At 41.5% G+C, this 22,644-nt stretch carries 16 protein-coding genes; all 16 read right to left on the bottom strand.

Annotated elements, in window-relative coordinates; all coding sequences use genetic code 11:
* Window positions 1–43: 43 nt before the first annotated feature.
* The 16 genes from M3226_RS16120 to M3226_RS16045 all read right to left on the bottom strand — a co-directional run bounded on the left by M3226_RS16120 (window position 44) and on the right by M3226_RS16045 (window position 22,491).
* On the bottom strand, window positions 44–754 hold the full coding sequence (locus M3226_RS16120) for a HoxN/HupN/NixA family nickel/cobalt transporter (protein ID WP_251566922.1): 711 nt from the start codon (window positions 752–754) through the stop codon (window positions 44–46).
* A 120-nt stretch (window positions 755–874) separates the two neighbouring features.
* Complete coding sequence (locus M3226_RS16115; protein ID WP_251566810.1) at window positions 875–2,257, bottom strand: UbiD family decarboxylase; 1,383 nt, start codon at window positions 2,255–2,257, stop codon at window positions 875–877.
* Window positions 2,258–2,549: 292 nt separating this feature from the next.
* Window positions 2,550–4,115: an L-lactate permease gene (locus M3226_RS16110; RefSeq protein WP_251566809.1), complete on the bottom strand. Its 1,566-nt coding sequence runs from the start codon at window positions 4,113–4,115 to the stop codon at window positions 2,550–2,552.
* Window positions 4,116–4,271: 156 nt separating this feature from the next.
* Window positions 4,272–5,675, bottom strand: a complete 1,404-nt coding sequence (locus M3226_RS16105; RefSeq protein WP_251566807.1) for a sodium:solute symporter family protein — start codon at window positions 5,673–5,675, stop codon at window positions 4,272–4,274.
* Between the two features lie 25 nt (window positions 5,676–5,700).
* Complete coding sequence (locus M3226_RS16100; protein ID WP_251566805.1) at window positions 5,701–6,879, bottom strand: iron-containing alcohol dehydrogenase family protein; 1,179 nt, start codon at window positions 6,877–6,879, stop codon at window positions 5,701–5,703.
* A 30-nt stretch (window positions 6,880–6,909) separates the two neighbouring features.
* The gene (locus M3226_RS16095; RefSeq protein WP_251566797.1) at window positions 6,910–8,376 is read right to left on the bottom strand and encodes an aldehyde dehydrogenase family protein; all 1,467 of its coding nucleotides are present in this window, start codon (window positions 8,374–8,376) and stop codon (window positions 6,910–6,912) included.
* A gap of 30 nt (window positions 8,377–8,406) precedes the next feature.
* A complete protein-coding gene (locus tag M3226_RS16090; RefSeq protein ID WP_098531118.1) occupies window positions 8,407–8,982 on the bottom strand; it encodes a UbiX family flavin prenyltransferase in 576 nt (191 codons plus the stop codon).
* A 29-nt stretch (window positions 8,983–9,011) separates the two neighbouring features.
* Window positions 9,012–10,373: an MFS transporter gene (locus tag M3226_RS16085; protein WP_098531119.1), complete on the bottom strand. Its 1,362-nt coding sequence runs from the start codon at window positions 10,371–10,373 to the stop codon at window positions 9,012–9,014.
* Between the two features lie 181 nt (window positions 10,374–10,554).
* On the bottom strand, window positions 10,555–11,982 hold the full coding sequence (locus tag M3226_RS16080) for a hypothetical protein (protein WP_144567165.1): 1,428 nt from the start codon (window positions 11,980–11,982) through the stop codon (window positions 10,555–10,557).
* The gene (locus M3226_RS16075; protein WP_144567164.1) at window positions 11,982–12,647 is read right to left on the bottom strand and encodes a (2Fe-2S)-binding protein; all 666 of its coding nucleotides are present in this window, start codon (window positions 12,645–12,647) and stop codon (window positions 11,982–11,984) included. The genes M3226_RS16080 and M3226_RS16075 overlap by 1 nt, the downstream gene beginning before the upstream one ends.
* Window positions 12,648–12,999: 352 nt before the next feature.
* Window positions 13,000–15,444 (bottom strand): glycosyl hydrolase 53 family protein, encoded by a 2,445-nt coding sequence (locus M3226_RS16070; protein ID WP_251566795.1) that lies wholly within the window; start codon window positions 15,442–15,444, stop codon window positions 13,000–13,002.
* Between the two features lie 185 nt (window positions 15,445–15,629).
* Window positions 15,630–17,696 carry a beta-galactosidase gene (locus M3226_RS16065; protein ID WP_285857871.1) on the bottom strand — a complete coding sequence of 689 codons (2,067 nt, stop codon included), beginning with the start codon at window positions 17,694–17,696 and terminating at the stop codon, window positions 15,630–15,632.
* A gap of 39 nt (window positions 17,697–17,735) precedes the next feature.
* Window positions 17,736–18,587, bottom strand: coding sequence for a sugar ABC transporter permease (locus tag M3226_RS16060; protein ID WP_251566793.1), 852 nt, complete (start codon window positions 18,585–18,587; stop codon window positions 17,736–17,738).
* Between the two features lie 3 nt (window positions 18,588–18,590).
* Window positions 18,591–19,847 (bottom strand): carbohydrate ABC transporter permease, encoded by a 1,257-nt coding sequence (locus tag M3226_RS16055; protein WP_251566791.1) that lies wholly within the window; start codon window positions 19,845–19,847, stop codon window positions 18,591–18,593.
* Between the two features lie 217 nt (window positions 19,848–20,064).
* Window positions 20,065–21,345, bottom strand: coding sequence for a sugar ABC transporter substrate-binding protein (locus tag M3226_RS16050; RefSeq protein WP_251566789.1), 1,281 nt, complete (start codon window positions 21,343–21,345; stop codon window positions 20,065–20,067).
* A gap of 153 nt (window positions 21,346–21,498) precedes the next feature.
* Entirely contained in the window at window positions 21,499–22,491 is a 993-nt protein-coding gene (locus M3226_RS16045) for a LacI family DNA-binding transcriptional regulator (protein ID WP_251566787.1), read from the bottom strand.
* Window positions 22,492–22,644 lie beyond the last annotated feature (153 nt).

Genomic DNA, 22,644 nt, shown 5'->3' with positions numbered 1-22,644 from the left:
ATATAGCTTATCCTGTTATCCCAATATGAGATCAGATGTCAATTTACTGCATCCAAATTTTAAATAAGCCCTCTGTTACTCCTAAGTTATACATATAGTAAAGTCCAAATGCGGTACTGATTAGCCCGGTAATTCTTGTCAGTTTTAAATTTACACTTTCCTTTTTCGCACTAAGGACAAACGGAATGCCAATAATCGTTGTAAATCCAAGCATACCAATGGTCGTTCCCAGGCCAAAGATAAGAATATATACGGCCCCTTCCCAAATACTTGTAACTGAACTCATGGTTAACAGCACCATTGCCGCACTTCCGCCAAGCCCATGCACTAAGCCAATCAGCAAAGACTTACGATAGGAAATCTTTTTATGCTCATGCAAGTGTGGAGCACCTTCAGCGCGATGATGAAAATGATCATGAACAACCTCATTATGCTGATGTTCATGATGATGGACTTTTTTAAAGGAAAGAATACTTGCTATGCCTAAATAAACTAGCATAATCCCAACTAAAAACTCAAAGGACATCGCCCACTCTTCCGGTATGTTCCCCTTCATAATAATCAAGATGATTCCAACTAAAAATAGTGTTGCAGTATGCCCGATTCCCCAAAAAACCCCTGCCAGAGAAGAACGCCATAATTTTTTACTTTGACTAGCAATTGTAGAAACCGCAATGACATGATCAGGTTCAATCGCATGTTTGATCCCAAGAATAAATCCTAAAAATAGTATAGATAGTAAGCTGCCTTCCATTTTTCCCACTCCTGTCTTAATAATATGTTTGGCCCGGCAGCAGTCTTCAATCATTTAAAGGGTGCTCTCTGCTGCGTAGTTGATTGCTAGTTAGACATCACTAGTTTTCTATTCTTTTCACTATTCTAGATGTTCAGCTTTAATAGAGGCCTTAAAATCAACATAATCCTCTGTTTTCACTTCATTGTATCCCGGAATATATACCGGTAAATAACGCATCGGTTCACTATTCAACGGAACGGTACAATCCAATCCCATCTTTGATCCTACACCATCCTCTGTAGAAGGGTCCAGTTTCGATCCCTGGGAATCGTGGATGAGTACCAAATCTTTTTGGGCTTGAAAGCGGGTGGCAATCACCCACTCCACTTCCTCCATGTTAAAAATATCAATCTCTTCATCTACGACAATCACATGTTTAATGTCGAAACTGTTCGCAAAGGCGGCGATAATCGCATTTTTCGCCTCTCCCTGGGTTCTTTTCTTAATCGACACTATTGCATGATAGCGGCAGGTTCCTCCTGGGCTCATATGGACGGCCTTAACGCCTGGAACCGTTTGACGGATGCTTTGAAACAAGCTTGCCTCCCGAGGAATCCCTCCCAATAAAAAGTGCTCGTAGCATGCAGGTACAATCGTATAGAAGATCGGGTTATTTCGGTGCGTGACCGCACTAATTTGAACAACTTCCTTATTACTGCGTGGTCCATAATATTTGGGGAATTCTCCAAAAGGTCCTTCCGGCTCGCGAACATGGGGCAAAATCCTGCCCTCTAGGACAATTTCAGCAGATGCAGGTACATCAATATCAACCGTCTCGCAGCGAACCACTTCCAATGGTTCTCCGCGCAGGCTGCCGGCAATCTCTAATTCATCCACACCATATGGCGTGCTTGCTTGCGAAGCTAGTAATGTAACCGGGTCTACTCCGATAGCAATGGCACATTCCAATGCCCTTCCCGCCTCCTCTGCCTCTTTAAACAGATGAAATGTGTGGCGTGGAAGGAGTAAGACGCCAAGTTTGTCCTTTCCTGAAACCTGTAGACGATGAATGGCGACGTTCTGCTTGCGGGTTTCAGGATCCCGAACAATAAACAGTCCAGCTGTAATATAGTTGCCTGAATCTTTCTCGTGATGAACGGGAATCGGAAGCAGCTTCATTAAGTCGATATCTCCGAGAATGATATTTTCCTTAACAGGAGCCTCCGCATCATTCACCAATCGACAGGGTGTCGGCGAAGCCACCGCTTCATTAAACTTATGGATAATTCCGAATTGATCAGTTTCGAGTGCTTCAGCAAAATCTTCACGGCTGGAACAAATGCCAGAAACAACTGGTATTGAATAATCTTCTACATTTGTAAAATAAGTGGCCTTTTTTCCATCCAATTTTTTGCTTACTGCGGCAATCTCATACTGTAAACTGACGTTTCGATTAATAACAGCCAGACGGCCTTCGGATTGAAGGTGCTGCAACCATGTCCTGAATGTTTTAGCTCGCATACTAGCATTTCCCCCTATTATATAAAATCAATGTTAGGTAACTCTATTTATTTTTTATAAAAAATGTTTAGATGTTCAAAATTACTTCTAACCTATTTTTACAGCCATTACATTTGTAATTGATAGTAACAGCCTATAAATTAATAAGCGCATTCTTCCGCTCCTCTGAGCTTAATTTCACAAGTCAATTAATCTAATGCAAGTATTGTGCCAATTGCTATATGATTACAGACGACGATAAACTAGTCACTTTAATGACCAGTTTTGGTGCCTATCACTTCCAAAATGGAAACTATTCTGTCCTAAAAAGTTTCCACATCACAATCACCACGATGGATAGACAGGGAACCAACAAACTAAATACGATCAGTTTTCTGAGCAGCTTCGCCTCGGAACTGGAATCCATACCGGATGATTTAACAGCAACTTCGAGCGCTTGAGGAGCTATCATTTTCCCGCCGACCGCCGCAACTGCAAAGCAAGCCGCAATTCCAACAGCGGGCAGACCGGTAATTTTGGCCGCATAAGCCTGCATACCGCCAAACAGGGCAATTGAAGCTGCATTACTGCCCGTTAAAAAGGTTCCAAGCCAGCCCATTAGTGGAGCTACCACCATATATCCAGCGGCTAAATGTCCAAATGGATAGGCAAGCGTACCAGCAATACCACTATAAACCATTAAAAACCCAACAGATGAGATCATCGATAAATTAAATGCCACCATTCCAACAGAACGTAAAGAAGAGTACAGCATCCTAATCCAGTTTAGCAAGCCCATACCAGATGTTAACGCAGTAAACAACGAAGCTAAAATGATGGCTGTTCCCGGTGAGGCAAGAAAATTATTTTTCCAGGATACAGATATCACATCATGTCCAAATGGAGCTTCTGTCATAATCTGTCGATCCAGAAACGGAATGGGCCATCCTTTCCCTGCCATTCCCAATACTGATTGGATGGATGGGATATTCCAGATGGAAACAAACACGGTTAAGAGCACGAACGGCCACCAGCTTTTCAACCATATTTTCGGTGACAATTTTTCTGTAAAAATCCCATTCTTTATGCCTAACAGAAAAATGACAACAATATAGACAGCTGCACCGACAATCGCTCCTAAATAGGGAGAGATAAAAAGGACACTCAACAAAGTAGCGGCAGCATAACTGCAGCCTCCAATAAAGATCTGTTTAAAAAATTTCCTTGTTGATTGAAAGCCGCAGGTGGCTAAACAGGTAATAAGGGGGGCCGCCAGGGCAGGAATGATATCGAAAAAAGCAACCACCCTTATTGTTTCCGCCAAAGGCTGATCAGTCACTTCGGCAAGGAGAATCACTGGAACTCCAACTGCACCAAATACAGCCGGTATCGCACTGGAAGATAGAGTGGCGAGCGCACTTTTCTTTGGTTCAACGCCTAATTGCACCAGAAGCGCCGTAACAATCGCCACTGGAGCCAAGAACCCCGCTGTGCTATCAATAAAAGCCGTCAATCCAAAGCCGACGAGAAGCACTTTCCATTCTATTCCCTTTTCGGCCGTCTTCAGCGTATTCTTAATCCGATTAATATACCCGCATTTATCGGACACCTGAAATAAAAATATTGAACTCCAAATCATATAAAAGAGTGGAAAAAGAGCAAAAAGAAACCCATAAAACACGGTACTTGTGATCATCGGTACTGGCATTTCCCACACTGTCCCGGCCAATCCGGCGGTTAGAAGTAAAACCAAACCATAGGTAAGGGCTGGTTTTAGCCAACCCATTATAAGCAGCAGGCAAAGGATAAACAATGGTAAGATACCCAAGAGTACCGACCAGCCGGCTGGTGTGATGGGAGTATAGGTTTGTACGAACATGGTTGATACACCTCAGCTCACAATTAAATTGCAATTTGATAGAATTTGATAGATACAGGAAAAAGCAATACCAACAAGTTAAACTTGCTGATATTGCTCCTTAAAAAGATTTGCAAATAAAAGGATTTCCGTTTGGTTTTTTGTATGAAAAGGTTTTTAAAAATTCTCCTTTTTTTCCAACAAAATAATCTCCTGTTTTGGCTGTTTGAAAATGTGATCAATTAACATGACAACCAACGGTGTAACACCGGCAATATAAATATTATCGATGCCAAACGGATTTCCATTCAAATACCAAGCGGTCGTAATGATCACGGCAAGAATCATTCCCCAGGTTGCCCCGCGGCCGCTGCTGAATTTCGGGAAGTAGAACATCAGCACAACGATTACCGCGATCGTTGTCCGCAATGCTCTAGCAAAAAAGATTGTCGTTAAAATTTGCGGAGCAAATATTGCAAAAGGGATCGGAAGCAGCCCCATCACGACAGTCGCAATTCGGGAGAACCGCAGCTTCTGCTTTTCGGTTGCCTTTTTGTTGAAAAAGGGAATATAAAAATCCTTTAGTATCAAAGCCGCAGAACCAATTGTACTTGCAGCAACAGTACCAAAGACCGCAGCAATCAAACCGGCTACGACCAATCCACCAAGAACAGGGTTCATCAAAGTAGTCATGATCGGCAAAGCCTGAGCTGAAGGAATAGTTGGAAACAGGCTTTTTGCAACCATCCCAATTACCGCCGCAATAATCCCAACAGGAATAACCAATAATCCTGAATAAATACTTGCTTTTTTTGCCTGTGCTTGGTCACTAGTGGAACATACCGCTTGGATTATATATTGAGTTGAAAAAATCGACCCAATATTGGCAATGGTCCACGCAATAATCATAGGCCAGCCCATTCCAGTCCAGCTAAACATTTGGGGTTTAAGGTCTAAAGATACTCCAGCAACTCCTCCCGCAGCCGCCAATCCAAATGATAAGGCAAGGATTAATCCCAAATACTTGAATGCCACATGGATCAAATTTGTATAAGCTACGGCAAACATTCCGCCTGCAGTAACATACACCACAGTGATCAATCCTACTAAAATAGCTGCCAATGAATGTGGTATTTTAAGAATCGCAGATAATGTTGCCGCACCACCTGCATACATGGAGACGTTTACTACACATAATGCATAAATCATAATAAGCGAAGTAATAACCATTGCGCTTTTTCCATAGGATTTGGAAATGGCACCGGAAATGGTATACTCCCCTCGTTCATGAAACTTTTTGGCAAGAGTATAAGCAAATAGTATGAACGCAAGCGCTAGAGTAATTAGATTCCAAGAGGCGGAAATCCCCTTGTCGAAAGCGGTTTGTGCCGTCCCTAGAGTTGAACCGGTACCGATAAACTCGGACATCATTAAAAGACCAATGATTAAGGGGCCAAACTCTTTTCCACCTGTCATATACTTATCAGAACTTTTTGAAAATTTCTTGGTGTAGAGACCTATGCCTGTTGTAATTAGTACATAAAGTAAAGCAATGCCCAAAATAATCGTACTTGCAGCCACTGTCGATCCCTCTTCCCATTTATAATCACAATATAGCTTTTAATAAGGCTAAAACTTCATCGTCAGAAGGCTGACGCGGATTCATTTTCATCATCCCGCTCTTGAATGAATCCTTCGCAATATCAGCAAGCTTCTCCTCCGTTACCCCCACCTCTCTTAGTCTTGTTGGAAGCCCAATTGACTCAACAAGGCTTGCAACAGCACCACCTGCTTGAGATGCTAACGCCTCCTGGTTCTCACCCTTCACTCCCATCTGTTCAGCAATTCTTGCTGCTTTTTCCGGAAGAGCAGCCGCATTGAATTCAATTACACTTGGGAGTAAGAGTCCAATTGCAACCCCATGTGGAACATGACAGTGTCCGGACAGGGCGCTCCCAATCGCATGGGTTAATCCTAAAAATCCGTTATTAAAAGCCATCCCTGCTAATAAGCTGCCATGTGATAGGCCAACGCGTGCTTCCACTTCATGCCCTCGTTCGACTGCACTGCGAAGATGTCCATTTACCATATGGATAGCCTCCATCGCAAGTGCATCCGATGCAGGGCTGGATAGAATTGAAAAGTAGGTTTCAATCCCGTGAGCCAAAGCATCAATTCCTGATGCAGCGGTCATTTTTGCCGGTAAACTCATTGTCAATGCAGGGTCAACAATCGCAATTGTTGGCGCTATATAGGGACTAGTCACCGTTACCTTGACATTATTTTGCCAGTCCGAATAAACGCCGAACATGGTTACCTCACTACCGGTACCAGATGTGGTTGGGATGGCGATAAGCGGAATCGTTGGCGCAACAGGAACCCTGTTTACCCCGGCAAAATCACCGATACTGCCTCCATTTGCTGCAACAACCCGAATCCCCTTCGCCGTATCAATTGGACTTCCACCGCCGACTGCGACAATACAGTCATACACTTCTTGCCCAAAAACTTCATAACCATTTTTGATGGTCTCAAGACTCGGGTCGGGTTCTACCCCTGTAAAGATATCGAATAAAATCTCTGATTTTTCCAAAGATCTAGTTAATCCTGCAAGCAACCCAGCTGATTCGACCCCTTTATCCGTTACTAAAAACACCTGTTTAACTCCAAGCTTTTGAAGCCGTTGTCCCAGCTCAACAGACTTTCCATACCCGAATTCAATTAGAGTAGGAAGATTAAACGAGAATTTAAAATCCGCTGCCTTTACTAAGTGTCCTGTTGTCACGGTATTCCCTCCTTTGCATCCCTGTTTTGATTAATCGATTTCAAAATGAATGTGTTTTGTCTCACAATATTCATTTAATCCATCAATACCGCGAGTACGTCCTTGACCACTTTGCTTATAACCGCCAAATTCAGCTTCTGGGAAGTTCCTGTTGTACGTGTTAATCCATACGGTACCTGCTTTAATTGCTTTCGACATTTTCATGGCTCGGTTTAAATTGGTTGTCCAGACACCAGCAGCGAGTCCAAAATCGGAATCATTGGCCATGGCGAGTGCTTCTTCATCATTAGAGAAAGACTGAATAGCTAGAACCGGTCCAAAGATTTCCTCCTGCACGACTCTAGAGGATGACGACAGTTCATCGATAATTGTTGGTGCTATAAAAAAGCCTTTATCGTATTCCCCACCTGTTAAGCGGTAACCGCCTGTAACGATTTTTCCTTCCTTACGTCCCATTTCGATATAGTCTGTCACGATATCCAACTGACTTTGCGAAATAACTGGCCCCATATCCGTTGTTTCAAGAATTCCATTCCCGACCTTTAGATTCTCCGCATATTGTTTTAAGCCGGCAATCACTTCATGTTTAATTGATTCATGGACTAACAATCGAGAACCGGCCATACAAATCTGTCCGGCGGTGTTAAAGATCGAGCGGCCTATCAGAGGGATTGCCTTCCTTAAATTTGCATCTGCAAATACAACATTGGGCGATTTTCCACCTAGTTCTAATGCCAGCTTCTTAATATTGCTTGTTGCCATTTCCATGATCGTCTTACCTGTGGAAGTATCTCCAGTGAAGCTGATCATATCGATCTTCTTGCTTGTTCCCATCGCTGCACCTATTGATCGTCCAGGTCCAGTCACAATGCTCACTATCCCTTTGGTGAAATCAGGAATTTGGTCAATAAGTTTGAAAATTTCCACTGAAATAGCCGGTGTGAGACTTGCCGGTTTAACAATTACACCGTTACCAGCTGCCAAAGCAGGAGCTAATTCCCGAACCATCAAAAGGGCCGGCCAGTTCCATGGGCTGATAATTCCAACTACGCCAATCGGCTCTTTTGCAATGACCCCAAAATTTTGCGATTCAAGCTGGATCGAGCGCCCAAATACGGTCCGGGATGCACCGGCAAAGTATTTTAAGGTATCAATACAACCGGCAATCTCGCCTCGGGATTCATTGATGGTTTTCCCTTGCTCGATCGTTAAAACTCTAGCAAGATGTTCCTTGTTCTCTTCCATTTTTTGTGCTAAACCTAACAAAGCGTTGTAGCGCCGCTTCGGATTATAGCCCCAGTCACTAGTGTTAAACGCATGAAAAACGGTATCAATTGCATGTTCCACATCCTGAACCGTTGATTTTTGCGCGTAGCCCACCACTTCACCAGTACCCGGGTTTTTTGATTCCAATAATTCTTTTGAAGAAGATTCCGTCCATTCCCCATTGATGAAATTGTAATATGTAGTCTGTTTTTGATCGATTAATGTAGACATATCCCTACTCCTCTCATGTCCATTCATTTATCATTTTTCTATCGGATGTTCCATACCTGACCATCGCGTAAATAAATTAGCTTCAAGATCAAATTGATCAAGTGCTTTCTGAACACTTTGATTTACAATATCATCAATTGTTTTAGGTAAATGATAGAAAGACGGAACCGGCGGAAGAATCACTCCTCCCATTTGGGTAACGTTCATCATATGTTGGATATGCCCAAGATGTAAGGGCGTCTCACGTAGAAGAAGCACCAGCTTTCTGCGTTCCTTTAACTGAACATCTGCCGCCCTGGTCAGCAATTCATTATTAAAACTATTAGCGATACCGGCCAGTGTCTTGATTGAGCATGGTGCGACTATCATTCCTTTTACTTTAAAAGAACCACTTGAAATAGCGGCCCCCAAATCACGATTTTCATATACCTCTGAAGCCATTCTATAAACATCCTGAAAACGATAATCTGTTTCGTACTCGATCGTTTTCCTGGCTGTTTCACTGATGACAAGGTGAACTTCCACCCCCAGCCGGTACAATGCTTCCACGGTGCGAACGCCATATATAGCACCGCTCGCACCGGAAATACCCACGACCATTTTCATGTTTATTCACCTCCTGTAGTTTACAAGATTTAGAAGTTTCCTTTTGTCTCTGGAATAATGATACTTCCAATTATGAAAATCAAATAGATTCCAACAAGGAAGCAAGCCAGCGCAACAGGAATGCCACCAGTTACACTACTAACCAAGGAAACGAATGTTGGCATGATTCCGCCAAGTGCAAATCCTGTGTTCCAAGAGATACCAGTACCAGTGGAACGGATAGCTGTTGGGAAGCGCTCATTCAAAAAGATCATAACAGGTGCGTATCCGGCATTGCCTAGTCCTGAAAACACAATCGCATAAAACGCAATAGCTGAGATACTTGTAGCATGTCCCAATCCCAATCCCAGCACCGGAAGCGCAATAACATTGATAACCCCGATAATTAAGAAGGTTTTCTTTCTTCCAATTTGATCGCTTAAATATCCCAATGCGATCGGTGTAATAATGGCCACAACACTAGCTCCCATTAGAATAAACGATGCTGTTGTAGGATTAATTTTGTTAACCATCTTCAAGAGTGTAGGAAGGTATCCGGATGTTAAATAGTAACCAGCACCACCACCAAAAACAATCATCAAGTTGACAAAAAATACGGAGCGATATTTTGTAAAAATAATCTTAACAGGCGATTTTTCAAGCTCTGGCTGTATTTGTACAGTCTTCTTGTTTTCCTTTTCTTTCTTCAATTGCTTCCATAGTGGAGATTCTTCTAGTGATTTAAATACAAAGATCCCCATGACCGAACTTAAAATTCCCGAGAAGAACATGACTCTCCATCCCCAGCCGTTAAATGCCTCGCCTGGAAAAAGCTGTGTAACAATAAGATAGACAATCGATGCAAATAATGCTCCCAAACCTGCACCGCCGCCGCCGATCAGACCTGACATCGTTCCGCGCCACTTAGCTGGAACAGATTCGGTACCGATTGTATGCGTAGATGCAACAACGCCACCAACAAAAACCCCTTGAACTATACGGAGGACAAGGAAAATGATTGAAGCGGCAATACCAATTTGATCAACAGTAGGCAGAAGACCGAATGAAGCAGAAGCCAGTCCGACACCAATAAATGCTACAGTCATTGCACCCTTTCTTCCGTGCTTATCAGCATAAGCACCAAAAATGGCGGAACCAAGCGGACGGACAATTAATGTTACCGCAAAAGATGCGTAGACAGCTGCCAGTGAAAGCACCGGGACATGGGAAGGGAAAAACACTTGACCAACAACAGGAGCGACATAAAGAAGAATAAATAAATCAAAAAGATCGAGTGACCATCCTAATACAGATGCAATAGAGGCCTTTATCATTTGACTATTACTAACACCTGTTGTTGGACTTGAATTTGGATTACTTGCTAAATTTGAAGAGCTAGACAAATTAGACATATTTTTTCCTCCACATTTTCATCATTTTGCTACGATTACAGAGCAATTCTATGAATCCGGTTTCATTTTTAAAAATTCTTGTTGGAGAGGATGTTCAAAAGGGGCAGACCCCCAATACATAATAAGTGAACGTTTACTGTATATTGGGGGTCTAGGGTGACCCTTCGTTTTTCAATAATCCCTATGCGTTGACCAAAATGCCTCTTTGCTTTAGCCATTTTGGCATTAGGATGTTATCGACTTTGTCGCTGACACTTGGTGCAACTTCCATCAGATGATCTGCCAAGGAGCGGCTCACATTGATCCCGCCAACGGCACCGTCAAATACGATGACTTTGTCTGTTCCTGTTGTTTTATAGGCAAAGTTCATGGAATCATGTAAGTTATCCGCTACCATCGCGTATTTCATATACTCGATGTTTTGCGAATCATGTTCAAACAGGTCTGCTTGTTCTTTTCCAACTACCAGCGTTGGCACCTGCTGAGAGAAGAATGCACTCGGATATCCGATCCACGCGTAGTTATGAACGACCATCTTAATAGCTGGATTGACTGGTTTTACATCTGAAACGAGCGGTTTTCCGTCTCTGCCGTACATCGCTTCCGCATACCATGTATACGGTGCGAGTCTCTCATCGAGATCAAACAAATCGCAGTTGGCCCCAACAAAGTTACAGTAAATAACCCCTGCCGAGAATACATATGGCACCGGACATGGGAAGTCCAAACCAACGATACACTCATCAATTTCGCCTAACAGCTGGAACACTTTACCGTAGTGACGTAAACCACTAAGGGTAATGACATCGTTAATCTTGTACAGGTCATTATCTGCCTCGACGCTGATGACACCACTTGGAGACATGTTGAGGAACACAGCTCCAACGAACTTGCTTTGGACAAACTCTGATTCAAAGATAGCCCGAGCAGTGAAGTTAGCTCCGCGCGGTCCTAGGTTTTGATGGTAAGTCGACCGAGTTTCAATCCGCGCATAAGACATCCCAAACGGCTTCACCGCACGGTCTACCTGGCGGTGGAAGTGAACCTCACGCACGTCACTGTTATGAACGTGAATAATCCAAGTAGCATCATACGTCCATTTCAACCCGTAAAGCGTCCCGATTTCCGTTTCGATCGGAATGCCCTCATCAATTGGGGCCATTCCTCTTGCTCTATCAAAATGCTTATTCAACTCAAAACGTTTAATATATTCTTCCGTCTCTCTAAAGCGCAGACCCACGCCTGCACGTAAACGAACTTCCCTGGCGCCTGTACGCTGCTTAACTACGTCATAGACTGTTTTTAATAATTCGGCATACGGTTCTCCGCCCAGAAGTGTAAATCCGTGGTGGGAAGCCAAGATATTCACCGTATGATTCGGTTGGATCATCGATAGATCCACTTTTTCGAGTGCTGCCTCAGCGTGGCGGCGGATTGAGTAGATTCCTTCTGAACTTGGATAAATGACATCCGGAACATCCGGAAACAATTCGTTTAGCATTAGTGAGGTCATCTCCGGAAGCTCAGCAAAACGGTTTTTCACCAATGATGGGTCGATACCATATCGTGATGGCCGTGGATTAAGTGGTTTAATTGGTGCTGGGTACATTACTTTTCCTCCCCTTTCACTTGAAGTTGACAAGTTGCACTTGATAATGGAGCGTTACGCAGCTTCTCCAGGAATTCAATATCCTCATCAAAATGGAAACCACGTTTCGAATATTTCTCTTTTACTTCGTCCGGAATACTCCAAATAGTCGGTGTTTCTCCATACCACTGGTAACGGCCTTTAGGAGCTTCGAGTTCAATACCTGCCGATTTCAGCATGCGAATGGCCGGCTGGAGGCATTCTACCGTACAACCTGTACGCAAGCCGGTTCTTTGTGAGATTTTATCCGGTGTATCCGCTCCTTGAAGAATGGCCGCAGCTACCTCGTCGGCACGTGTACTGGTACAATAGCAAACAATTTGCTCCGGATGTAAATGGGCATCATAACAAATCTTTTGTACTTCTTCATAGTTTGATAGACTAATATCCACGCCGATCATACGAGACTCTTCCAGATTGGTCATCTCAATCGCATCGAACGGACAGCGCTGTTCACACGCCGTACAGCCCGTACAATTTTCCTCCTCGACCACAGCCAGCTTTTTATGCTTCGTTCCTGGCACAGGTTCCATGGTAATTGCTAAAGTCGGACAAACTTGAGAACAAATTTTACAGCCGGTACATTTGTCATTCAAAATTACCGCCAACGAATTAATTAAGCGCATACATTTCACTCCTTTGGGAATCACATCACAATGTCACTTATATACTTGCAAGTATTGTGCCAATTATGATTTGTTGAAAATATGCGATAATTGAAGATTCTATTTTGGAAAGTGGTTCCATAAGGTTCCAACTTGGAACTTTTTCGTACCAAGAGGTTTCCGTGTTTCCAATACCGGGATGAGGTTAAAACGAATAGTTTAGGAGAGTGGGAATCTTGAAGTGGTTTGGTAAAAGGAAGATAGATTCATGCTAAGGGAATCTCATCTATCGAATATAACTTACTAAAATATTATTAAAAAGTTGACAATGAGAAGAGACACATGAACGTTTTCATGCGCCTCTAATTACATCTTATTGATTACTTATCTGATATAAATTAAAGTCATCTATACTTCCCCAGGCCCCGCCATCAGCCTTTATACGCGCTCCAATCCTGATGGTTCCATCCTCTGTTACAAGAATGTTATTAACTTGAGGATTGCTCCAATTCACCCAGCCATTTACAGAGGTATCTGTTCTATATTCCTTTCCGCCAGATATAGCATATAGATACATCTCTGGATTTTGGGCATCTCCCCCCTGCAAAAACATGGATAAATTATAATACCCAGGCTTTAAGCCAGTAATCGTCTGCTCCACTTTAAAGTCGACAGCCGTACCTGAATAAAAATGCAGAGAATACTCCCCTGATTTAGCATCTGATGCTTTTAGCTGGTAATCGGCTTGCGGCGTAGTACCCGTTCCATAGATAATCTTCCACATGCTCCGATCACTATTTTCAAAGCTTGGATTTATCACAAAGTTTTGCGGCTTTATATCTAACTTAGCTTTTACAGCCATTCCACCTTCGACTGTTCCATTAATCACATAGGTACCAACACCAGTGCTGATTGCTTGCTGAAGGGCAGCATTATCCCATGTAACAGAGGCATATCCTGTACTTCCATCATTATATGTCACTACTACTGTATAAGGTAAGCTAATATCCTCACCTGCAATAGCACTTATAGACAGATCTTTGACTTCATCAATTTTTAAAGTGGCAACGGCTCCTGTATCTACATATTTAAAAACATTTAAGGACGGAAGCGGGCGGCCAGTAAAATCGAACATTGCTTGATTGTCTACTGCACTCCCGCCATACCATTTGCCCGCATCATCAGGGTCATACTCGCCAGCGAAACTAGCTGCCCAGCCCGAACCGTATTTTTCCCACTTCATTTGGTTTTGTTTTAGTTTATCAGGGGTTCCCACTGGAATCCAAGCAGGTTCCCAATAAAAAACACCAATACCAGCAGAACCGACATTAGCAACTGCTTGAATGACATCACGTACGGAATTAGCTTGCCCTTGAACCGTTATTGGATAATTTAACGTTTGTCCAGCATCCTTTGGTGCGGTATTTCCGTGTCCATCACCGTCTGCAGCGGTATAGGTGTATGAGGTTTCAGCCACCATTACTTTTTTCCCATAAGTATCCGCAACATTTTTTAGAACAGACGTCAAATTGCTTAATGTGCCATGCCAGAATGGATAATAGGAACTTGCAAATACATCATAATCTACATTATTTTCAGCAAGAGTTTTAGCATAGGAAGCATATCTGCCTGCTGTTTCAGGGTTTGTAAAATGCACCGCTACTAAGATATTCGGATCAACTGCTCTTACTGCTTTACTTCCTTCATTAAATAAAGCACTAATTTTTGTCCAATCCTTTTCCCCTGCAACTCCTCCATTCGTTTCATTGCCCACCTGAACCATACCTATATTAATTCCCACAGCCTCCATGGATTGCAGGCTATCTTTTGTATAGTTATATAAAGCTTTTTTCTTATCTTCGAAACTTAAGTTTGACCATGCCTTTGGCGCCTGCTGTTTAGCAGGGTCGGCCCAGAAATCAGAATAGTGGAAGTCTACTAGCAGCTTCATCCCGTTAGCGGTTGCTCTTTTTCCAATTTCAATCGCCTTGGCTAAATCGTTATTACCGCCGCCGTATCCATTGCCTTTTAAATCATAAGGATTATTCCATAAACGGACACGAATATAATTAACTCCAGCCTCATGCAGTGTTTTAAAAATGTCCTGTTTTTTTCCAGCCTCATTGTAGAATTTAACACCGCTGTTTTCTAAAGAAATGATGCTAGAAACATCAACACCTTTAATAAAGTCCTTATCGAGTCCATCTACTCTTTTAACAAAAATATCAGCATCAACGGCCTTAGGAACAGATTTCAAGGTGAAATTATCTAAATACCCCCATGCCATTGGTGCTCCGGTAACAGTAGCCCCCACTTGAAGATTAGATGTGTCTTGTTTTAAATCAAATTTCAAGGTAATTGTCCCCCAAGCATTGTAGCCTGTTGTTGCCACAGCATTTATTGTTTCTGTACCAACAAAAAGGCTAACACTACCAGCTTGAGCACTGTCTCCCCCCATCGATTTAACCGATAATTCATAACTACCTGCAGGAAGTGTCGGGATAATCTGCTTTGCAGTAAACGATGGAGTCCCTGTTGCCGTATCTTTAATCCAATACTTTAAAGCATGGTCCCCTTCATCTTTCGTCATCCAAGGATCATTTGCATAAGCATATTGTTGAATATCAAAATTGTCCCAATTGCTTGTTTCAATATTCCATGAATGATCATTCCAAAAATTGCTTTCGAAACCTCCGTTTGTTAAATATTGTGTTTGTGAATTTTCTGCCGCAAAACTGATTTGACCATTGAACAGAAGTGTAGATACTGCCAATACAACTGTTACTAGGAAAGCAAACGGCTTAACTAATCCTCGCATATTCACCCTACCTTCTCGTTATTTATGAATTAAGCAAGAAAATTGCTATATTCCTTAGAGAGCGTTTCCATAAAACTGTAAAACTCTTAATCTATAGAAAAGACACCCACTTTATATATTAAAATGGATGTTTTCTATAGATTGGATAAATCTGAGCGGGAAGTGCCCACGCTCATCATCATCCATTAATTATTTGTTGCCTTTTCCAGAATACGAACTTCATACGTTCCCAATGTCAACTCACCTGTAAGTTCCTCACCAGTAACTAAATCTTTTACATGGTCCTCCAGTACAATCGGCTGCTTCTTCTCCGTAAAATTCATAACAAATATATAGTCATGTTCAGGAGCTTGTCTTACCTGCACCGAAACGCCCTTTTCGTGTTTTACAGCAACTACTGGCTTTAGTGCTAACTCATTGATTAGCTCCTGATAAAATTCGTGATGAAACTCATCATCTAAACGGCCGCCTATATAATAGGTTTTACCCTCATTATATTGATGGCTCGTAACCGCTGGGGTATTGGCATAAAAGTCTACCTTGTATTGACCTTCAGCCTTGGCGGTATCAAGCTCAATCACAGTAGCATAATCTTTCAATTCATATACCTGGCCGCGATAACTTACATAGTTTCTATCACTTGGATACAACGTATCAGTTTCAACCGGCTTCATGCCAAACATCTCTTGCAAGTCTTTGTGCCAGCCGCCCAAATACGTTAGATCATGTTCATTGACAAGGCCGCTGATATAGGTCATGACTAATCTGCCGCCATTGGCAACAAACGTCTTTAAACGTGTAATGGTTTCTTCACTTACCAAATATAGCATTGGCACAATCAATAGTTTATAAGAAGAAAAGTCTTGTTCTTTTGTAATAACATCAACCGGAATATCCTGTTCCCAGAAGGTACGGTAATGATCGACTAATGTTTGCGGATATCGCTTGGTTTCCAATCCAAACCCTTGAGCGTCATTTAGTGCCCAATTGCTTTCCCAATCATACAGGATCGCCACATCTGCCGGACGATTGGTTCCAACAACATCAGACAGTTTTCCTAATGTTTGGCCAACCTTTGCAACCTCTTTGAATACACGATTTTCTGAACTATTATCATGATCAACCACGGCGCCATGGAATTTTTCCGATGAACCGCGTGATTTCCGCCATTGGAAATACATGACACTGTCAGATCCATGGGCAACCATTTGCATCGATGCAAGTAAGTGCATTCCTGGACGTTTTGCCTTATTGACGTTATGCCAATTGACACCGCTTGGGGTAGATTCCATTAGTAAAAATGGCTTTCGCTTTAGACTGCGGTATAAGTCATCGATAAAACCAACCCGCATCGCTAAATCTGCCGTACTCTCCCAATCGTTGTGCCACGCAGGGTACGCATCCCAGCTGATCACATCTAGATGTTTAGCAAACTTACTATAATCTAGTGCCTGGAATGGAATAAGTTCATGCGTATCTGCCATAAAGTTAGTCGTTATCGGAATATTCGGTGTCAATTCCTTTATTGGGACAATTTCGTTTTCAAAGAATGAAATCGTTTGGTCAGTAACAAACCTGCGCCAATCAAGGTTTAACCCGTGAACCATACTTTCCCCAATTGGTGATGGAGATTCAATCTGTGTCCAGTCAGTAAAAGTATGGCTCCAAAAAGGACCCCACCATGCATCATTCAATGCTTTAAGGTCTTGATTGTATTTTTCCTTTAGCCAATTCCTAAAAGCATCTTGACATCTATCACAATGGCATTCTCCGCCGTACTCGTTTGAAATATGCCAGATTAATAACGCAGGGTGATTGCCGTACCTTTCAGCCAACAAACGATTGATCTTCTGTGTTTTTTCACGGTATACTTCCGAGGTAAAACAATGATTATGACGTCCGCCATGCAGTTGCTTTACCCTCGCACTATTCACACGCAATACTTCTGGGTATTTCTGTGACATCCAAGCAGGTCGTGCCCCGCTTGGTGTAGCTAAAATTACACGTCCGCCAATACCGTGGATGTTATTAAAAATTTCGTCTAACCATTCAAACTTGTAAACTCCCTCTTCCGGCTCCAATGCAGCCCAAGCAAAAATTCCGACAGAGAAGGTATTCGTATGAGCTAGTTTCATCAATTCGATATCATCCGCTAATATATCGGGTCGATCCAGCCATTGATCCGGGTTATAGTCTCCTCCATGAAGCATGAAGTTTGCTTTCGTTGTATAGGTCTTTTCATGATTTGTCATAACAATCTCCTTCTACCATTAGTTTATACAGACATTTCATTAACCTTTTGTCCCACCAGCCGTTAAGCCAGAAACAAAGTGCTTTTGTAACAACAGGAAGGCGATGGCAATAGGTATACTGATGAGAATGGCCCCTGCCGCAAAGGTTGTATAACTTGCACCCATTACTTCATTGACTAAATTGTATAGCCCAATTGGCAATGTGTAAGATTCTGGTGTTCGCAAAATGGTCGATGACATGACGAAATCCCCAAGTGGACCAGTAAATCCATTCATCGCAACAACCGCTAACATTGGCCTTGATAATGGCATGATAATTTGCAAGAAGATCCTTGTATTGCTTGCACCATCAATCTTGGCACTCTCATCTAAGTCCATAGGAATAGAGTCCATATATCCTTTCATCAGATAAGTATTCATTGGAATCGTCCCGCCAATATACAGCAGGATTAAGAGCCAATGGCTGTTCATCATGCCTAGAAGCTGCGCCAGTACAAACAGAGCAATTAACGCTGAGAACTGCGGAATCATCTGCAGCAACAAAAACAGAGTTAAAGCATTTTTTCTGCCTTTAAAGCGAAATCGCGAAAAGGCATATGCTGTAAAGGAAACACTGATAACGGATCCAATCATTGTAAAAATACTAATTTTAAGAGAATTTAAATACCAATGACCATACTGCAGACTTTCTTTTCCTGCAAATAGCTCTTTATAATGATCCAACGTTGGATTTTTTGGAATAATAGAATTACTGACTAAACTGTTACCGGGATTAAAGCTTGCACCGACTGTCCATAATAGGGGGTAAATGATAATAACCGCCATCAGAATTAAGATTAAATGGGAAGCAAAGAGACGAAAAAATCGATTTCCCTTCATACCTGTTAACATCTATTAAGCCCCCTCCTTAAACGAATTTGTTCTTCTGAATTGCCATAAAGCAATCGCAATGACAAATACAGATAACAAAATGGTTAATGCGGCCGCAAGTGAATATTGACTCGACTGCATGGTTAATTTGTAAATCCAAGAAACTAATATATCGGTTCCACCGGCATTTGACCCAGGAACCGCCGGCCCCCCGCCGTTGAACAGGTAAATAATATTGAAATTATTGAAGTTAAAAGTATATTGCGTAATGATAATCGGCGCCATTGCGAGTAAAATCATTGGCATGGTGATATGTCTGAATTTAGCAAAGATAGAGGCCCCATCAATCGTGGCCGCTTCATATAGGTCATCAGGAATTGACTGAAGGACACCTGTAGTCACGATGAAAATATACGGAAATCCGAGCCAGCCCTGCATTAGGATAAGCGCTAATTTGGACCAAGCAGCATTGGTCATCCAAGGAATTGGATCAATGCTAAATGCAGCTAAAATTGTATTATTAATCGCACCAAAGCTGTCATTAAATAGGCCGGCAAAAATCAAAATTGTAACAAATCCTGGTACCGCCCATGGTAAAACTAAAATCGTACGATAAAGTCTCTTAAATTTAAGGTCTTTTTGGTTAACTAGTACCGCTAAGAAAATACCAAGTGCAACCTGAACTGTTGAAGCAACAAGTGTCCAGATGACCGTCCAGCTTAAAACATCGAAAAAGGTTGAACGCCAGATATCCACTGTAAATATTTGCTTAAATGTACTTAATCCAACCCAATCAGCTAAGTGCGCTGGAGGAGAATGGTATAAATCATAATTCGTAAAGGCTAATGCAAAGCTAAATAATATTGGAAATACAACTGCAAAAATTAAAATAAATAGCGAAGGTCCACTAATCACATAAGGATAACCTTGTGAAATTAAATTGTGATAATCTTCTTTAAGAGAACTTGGATTCATGTTTTCATCACGCATTTTTCCATTCTTATAAGCATCCCTGAAATTTGCATAATAAAATGCAAGTCCAAAACTGGTAACAATCAGGGCAATAATCCCCTCAGCCAGCAGGAATATGGAATTATCCCGCGGCACTTCCGTCCCAAGTGTCATTAGCCCCCAAAAACCCATATTTAATAAATCTTTAAATACCGCAATGAACGATATCCCAAAAATGAGGAACAATAAACCTTTTACCCATTGTTTATTGTACAATTGCCCAAGCCCGGGAATAATAGATAGTACTAAGGCGGTTTTACGATGCTGCATTCTCTTCACCTCTTTAATTTGAAAGCGCAAGCGCCAGTTCAGACCCGACAGGCATAAGACAAGCGCTGACAGAAGGCGCTTTTTGCCTTCCGAAGCGATTGGCTTATGACCCCGAGGGGCTTGGCGCTGAAGCTAGACATAATTCAAAGTCAGGAATCATTAGAAAACAAATGGTGTCAAACCTCATTAGGCGTTTGACACCATTCCTTATATTTAATTATTTGCTGTGCTTTGCTTTTATTTGTCCTTTAATAGTTTCAGCCGCTTGATTTAAGGCTGCTTTTGGTTCCGCCTTGCCTGTTGCAATAGTTTGTAATGCTGCATCAGCAGGTGTCCAAACTTCGTTCATCTCAGGAATATTTGGTGTCAATTCTGAGAATTGAGATTGCTGTGCAACAGCTTTTGCTGCATCACTGTCTGTGACAACTGGGTCATTAGCTAAATCTTTTACTGCAGGAACTTCTTTTGTAATTTCAAAACGTTTCTTCGAATTATCTTTGTTAGCTAAGAATTCAACTAGCTCTTGAGCTAGTTCTGCATTTTTTGAATATGCACTTACGTTATAACTCTTTACACCAACGAACGCACTCATGTTTTTACCATTGTCTAACTCTGGAAGTTTCGCCACACCAAAGTTAACGCCCGCTTTTGTAAACGGGTCGATGTTCCAAGGTCCAGAAATGATTGCCGCTGCTTTTCCTGATGTAAATAATGATTCTAAAACATTTATACCTTGTGAACCGATAATACCAGCAGGGAATAATTTTTCTTTATAAAACTTTTGAATAACTTCTGCCCCTTGAACCGCACCTTTATTATTAATACCGATGTCCGCTGGGTCATATTTACCTTGATCATCTTTATTGAAGATGTAGCCGCCATAACCACTCATTACACTTTGAGCATAATAAATTTGGTCAAATAGAGCTAAGAATCCATAATTGCCGCCTTTAGTTACTTTCTTATCATACTCGTACCATTCATTAAGAGTTTTTGGCAGGTCCTTCTCTGCAATTAGGTCTTTATTATAGTAAAGCATTGTTGTTTCCACTGCTTTTGGAAGACCGTAAACCTTGCCATCTACTTTTTGTGACTGCATAGCAACATCCGTATAAATGGATTGAACATCGTCACCAACGTTTAACTCTTTAATTAAGCCTTCGGTTACAGCTGTACCAATTTGGTCACCAGGCATTGTTAATACATCGGGGCCTGTCCCAGCTGGGCCATCTAGACGTAAGCCTTCAATTTGTTTTGCGTATGGTTTTTCAACCACTTTGATTTTTACGTTATGGTCTTTCTCAAACTGGGAAATGGCATCCTTGATACCAGCAGATTTTTGTTGGTCTTCCCAAACTAGTAATTGTTTTGTTTCTTTTGAATCTTTATTTGCAGTATCAGAACCTGACTTACTACTGTCTTGTGGTCCGCAAGCAACCAATGAGAAGCTCAATGCAAGTCCACTTACGATCCCGGCATATTTCTTAAAATTTTTCATATCTTTTTCGTCCTTTCAAGTCAAATGAGTGAAAGCGGTTTACAAGAATAAATATATCACCGTTAAGAAAAAGTGTAAACAACTTTTTTACTAAATTAAGTGAATTTTTTTACGAAAATTAATCAAAAAGAAAAGCAGTAATTTTACTGCTCTCTAATTGGTACTTTTTCTGACTATTAACTCCGATCCTAAATATAAAGTCTTTACGATTTTACGTTTTTCCAGCACTTGTTCCAAAAGCAATTCGATTGCGTTTTTACATATTTCCTTCAAATCAATATGGAATGTAGTCAATGGCGGCGAAACATATTTTGCTACACTAATATTGTTAATACTAATTATGCTTACCCGATTGGGAATGGCGATTCCATTTTCATTTAATGCTTGCAGACAGCCAACGGCAATCGGATCTGCCGCAATAAAGAAGGCGGTTGGTAATCCATCACCGAGTTTTTTTATGGCATCTGTCATCAAACGGTAGCCAGTTTCAACAGAAAAACCTCTATGACAAAAAATAAACTGCTCCTTTAATAACCCCTTCTCCACCATATACGAACGAAACGTCTGTTCACGAATATCCATTTCATCTTGATCTGTATTGGGGTTATGATAGGTACCGCCAATTAAACCGATATCGGAATGGCCTTTTTCTATTAGAAAGTCAACAGTTCTTCGCGTCATTTGCACTAAATCAGGCCGGACAGAATCATAATGATTCGGGTCAGGTGTTGTATCGAGGAAAACACCCTTTGTAGTAATCTTTCTCAAGTGTGCTAACTCTTTGTCTGAAAACATACCTACGGCAATAAAGCCCTCAATTGTATCAGGGATTTTCTCGATTCCATCGCTTATTTTATAAGTGGTTAGCTCGATGTTATATTTACTTGCCCACTTTTCAATTTCTATCCTCATGGTCTTAAAATAGACATCTTCTAATTCTTCAATGTCTGTTAACCAATACAAAAAGGCAATATTCTTTACTAAAAGCCTTACCGTTTTCTTACGATAGTTAAGTTTTTCCGCAATTTCATATATTTTTTCCCTTGTTTCATCCGGAACAGAAAGGCTTTGATCATTATTTAAGACACGTGAAACCGTCGAGATTGAAAAACCCGACTCTTCGGCAATATCTTTAATTGTCGCCATTCTATTCACCTCCACTTCTGTTATCGTTTACATAAAAATTTAAAAATATTAATTTCACTTATTTATCAATGGTTTGTTTCCACAAAATAAAGTAAAACTTTTTACCTGTATTTTACTAGTTTTTCTTAAATAGGTCAAGCTATCCTAAAAGTA

It is taken from the genome of Neobacillus cucumis (assembly GCF_023715505.1).
The sequence above is the reverse complement of the archived record's forward strand: the minus strand, read 5'-3'. Positions and strand labels throughout refer to the sequence as shown.

Bases quoted from the DNA above. Each gene is read 5' to 3' on its own strand.
- M3226_RS16075 (WP_144567164.1), bottom strand. From the start codon at position 12,647: ATGCGCTTAATTAATTCGTTGGCGGTAATTTTGAATGACAAATGTACC.
- M3226_RS16090 (WP_098531118.1), bottom strand. From the start codon at position 8,982: ATGAAAATGGTCGTGGGTATTTCCGGTGCGAGCGGTGCTATATATGGC.
- M3226_RS16065 (WP_285857871.1), bottom strand. From the start codon at position 17,696: ATGACAAATCATGAAAAGACCTATACAACGAAAGCAAACTTCATGCTT.
- M3226_RS16070 (WP_251566795.1), bottom strand. From the start codon at position 15,444: ATGCGAGGATTAGTTAAGCCGTTTGCTTTCCTAGTAACAGTTGTATTG.
- M3226_RS16115 (WP_251566810.1), bottom strand. From the start codon at position 2,257: ATGCGAGCTAAAACATTCAGGACATGGTTGCAGCACCTTCAATCCGAA.
- M3226_RS16055 (WP_251566791.1), bottom strand. From the start codon at position 19,847: ATGCAGCATCGTAAAACCGCCTTAGTACTATCTATTATTCCCGGGCTT.
- M3226_RS16120 (WP_251566922.1), bottom strand. From the start codon at position 754: ATGGAAGGCAGCTTACTATCTATACTATTTTTAGGATTTATTCTTGGG.
- M3226_RS16080 (WP_144567165.1), bottom strand. From the start codon at position 11,982: ATGTACCCAGCACCAATTAAACCACTTAATCCACGGCCATCACGATAT.
- M3226_RS16095 (WP_251566797.1), bottom strand. From the start codon at position 8,376: ATGTCTACATTAATCGATCAAAAACAGACTACATATTACAATTTCATC.
- M3226_RS16045 (WP_251566787.1), bottom strand. From the start codon at position 22,491: ATGGCGACAATTAAAGATATTGCCGAAGAGTCGGGTTTTTCAATCTCG.
- M3226_RS16085 (WP_098531119.1), bottom strand. From the start codon at position 10,373: ATGTCTAATTTGTCTAGCTCTTCAAATTTAGCAAGTAATCCAAATTCA.
- M3226_RS16050 (WP_251566789.1), bottom strand. From the start codon at position 21,345: ATGAAAAATTTTAAGAAATATGCCGGGATCGTAAGTGGACTTGCATTG.
- M3226_RS16060 (WP_251566793.1), bottom strand. From the start codon at position 18,587: ATGTTAACAGGTATGAAGGGAAATCGATTTTTTCGTCTCTTTGCTTCC.
- M3226_RS16110 (WP_251566809.1), bottom strand. From the start codon at position 4,115: ATGTTCGTACAAACCTATACTCCCATCACACCAGCCGGCTGGTCGGTA.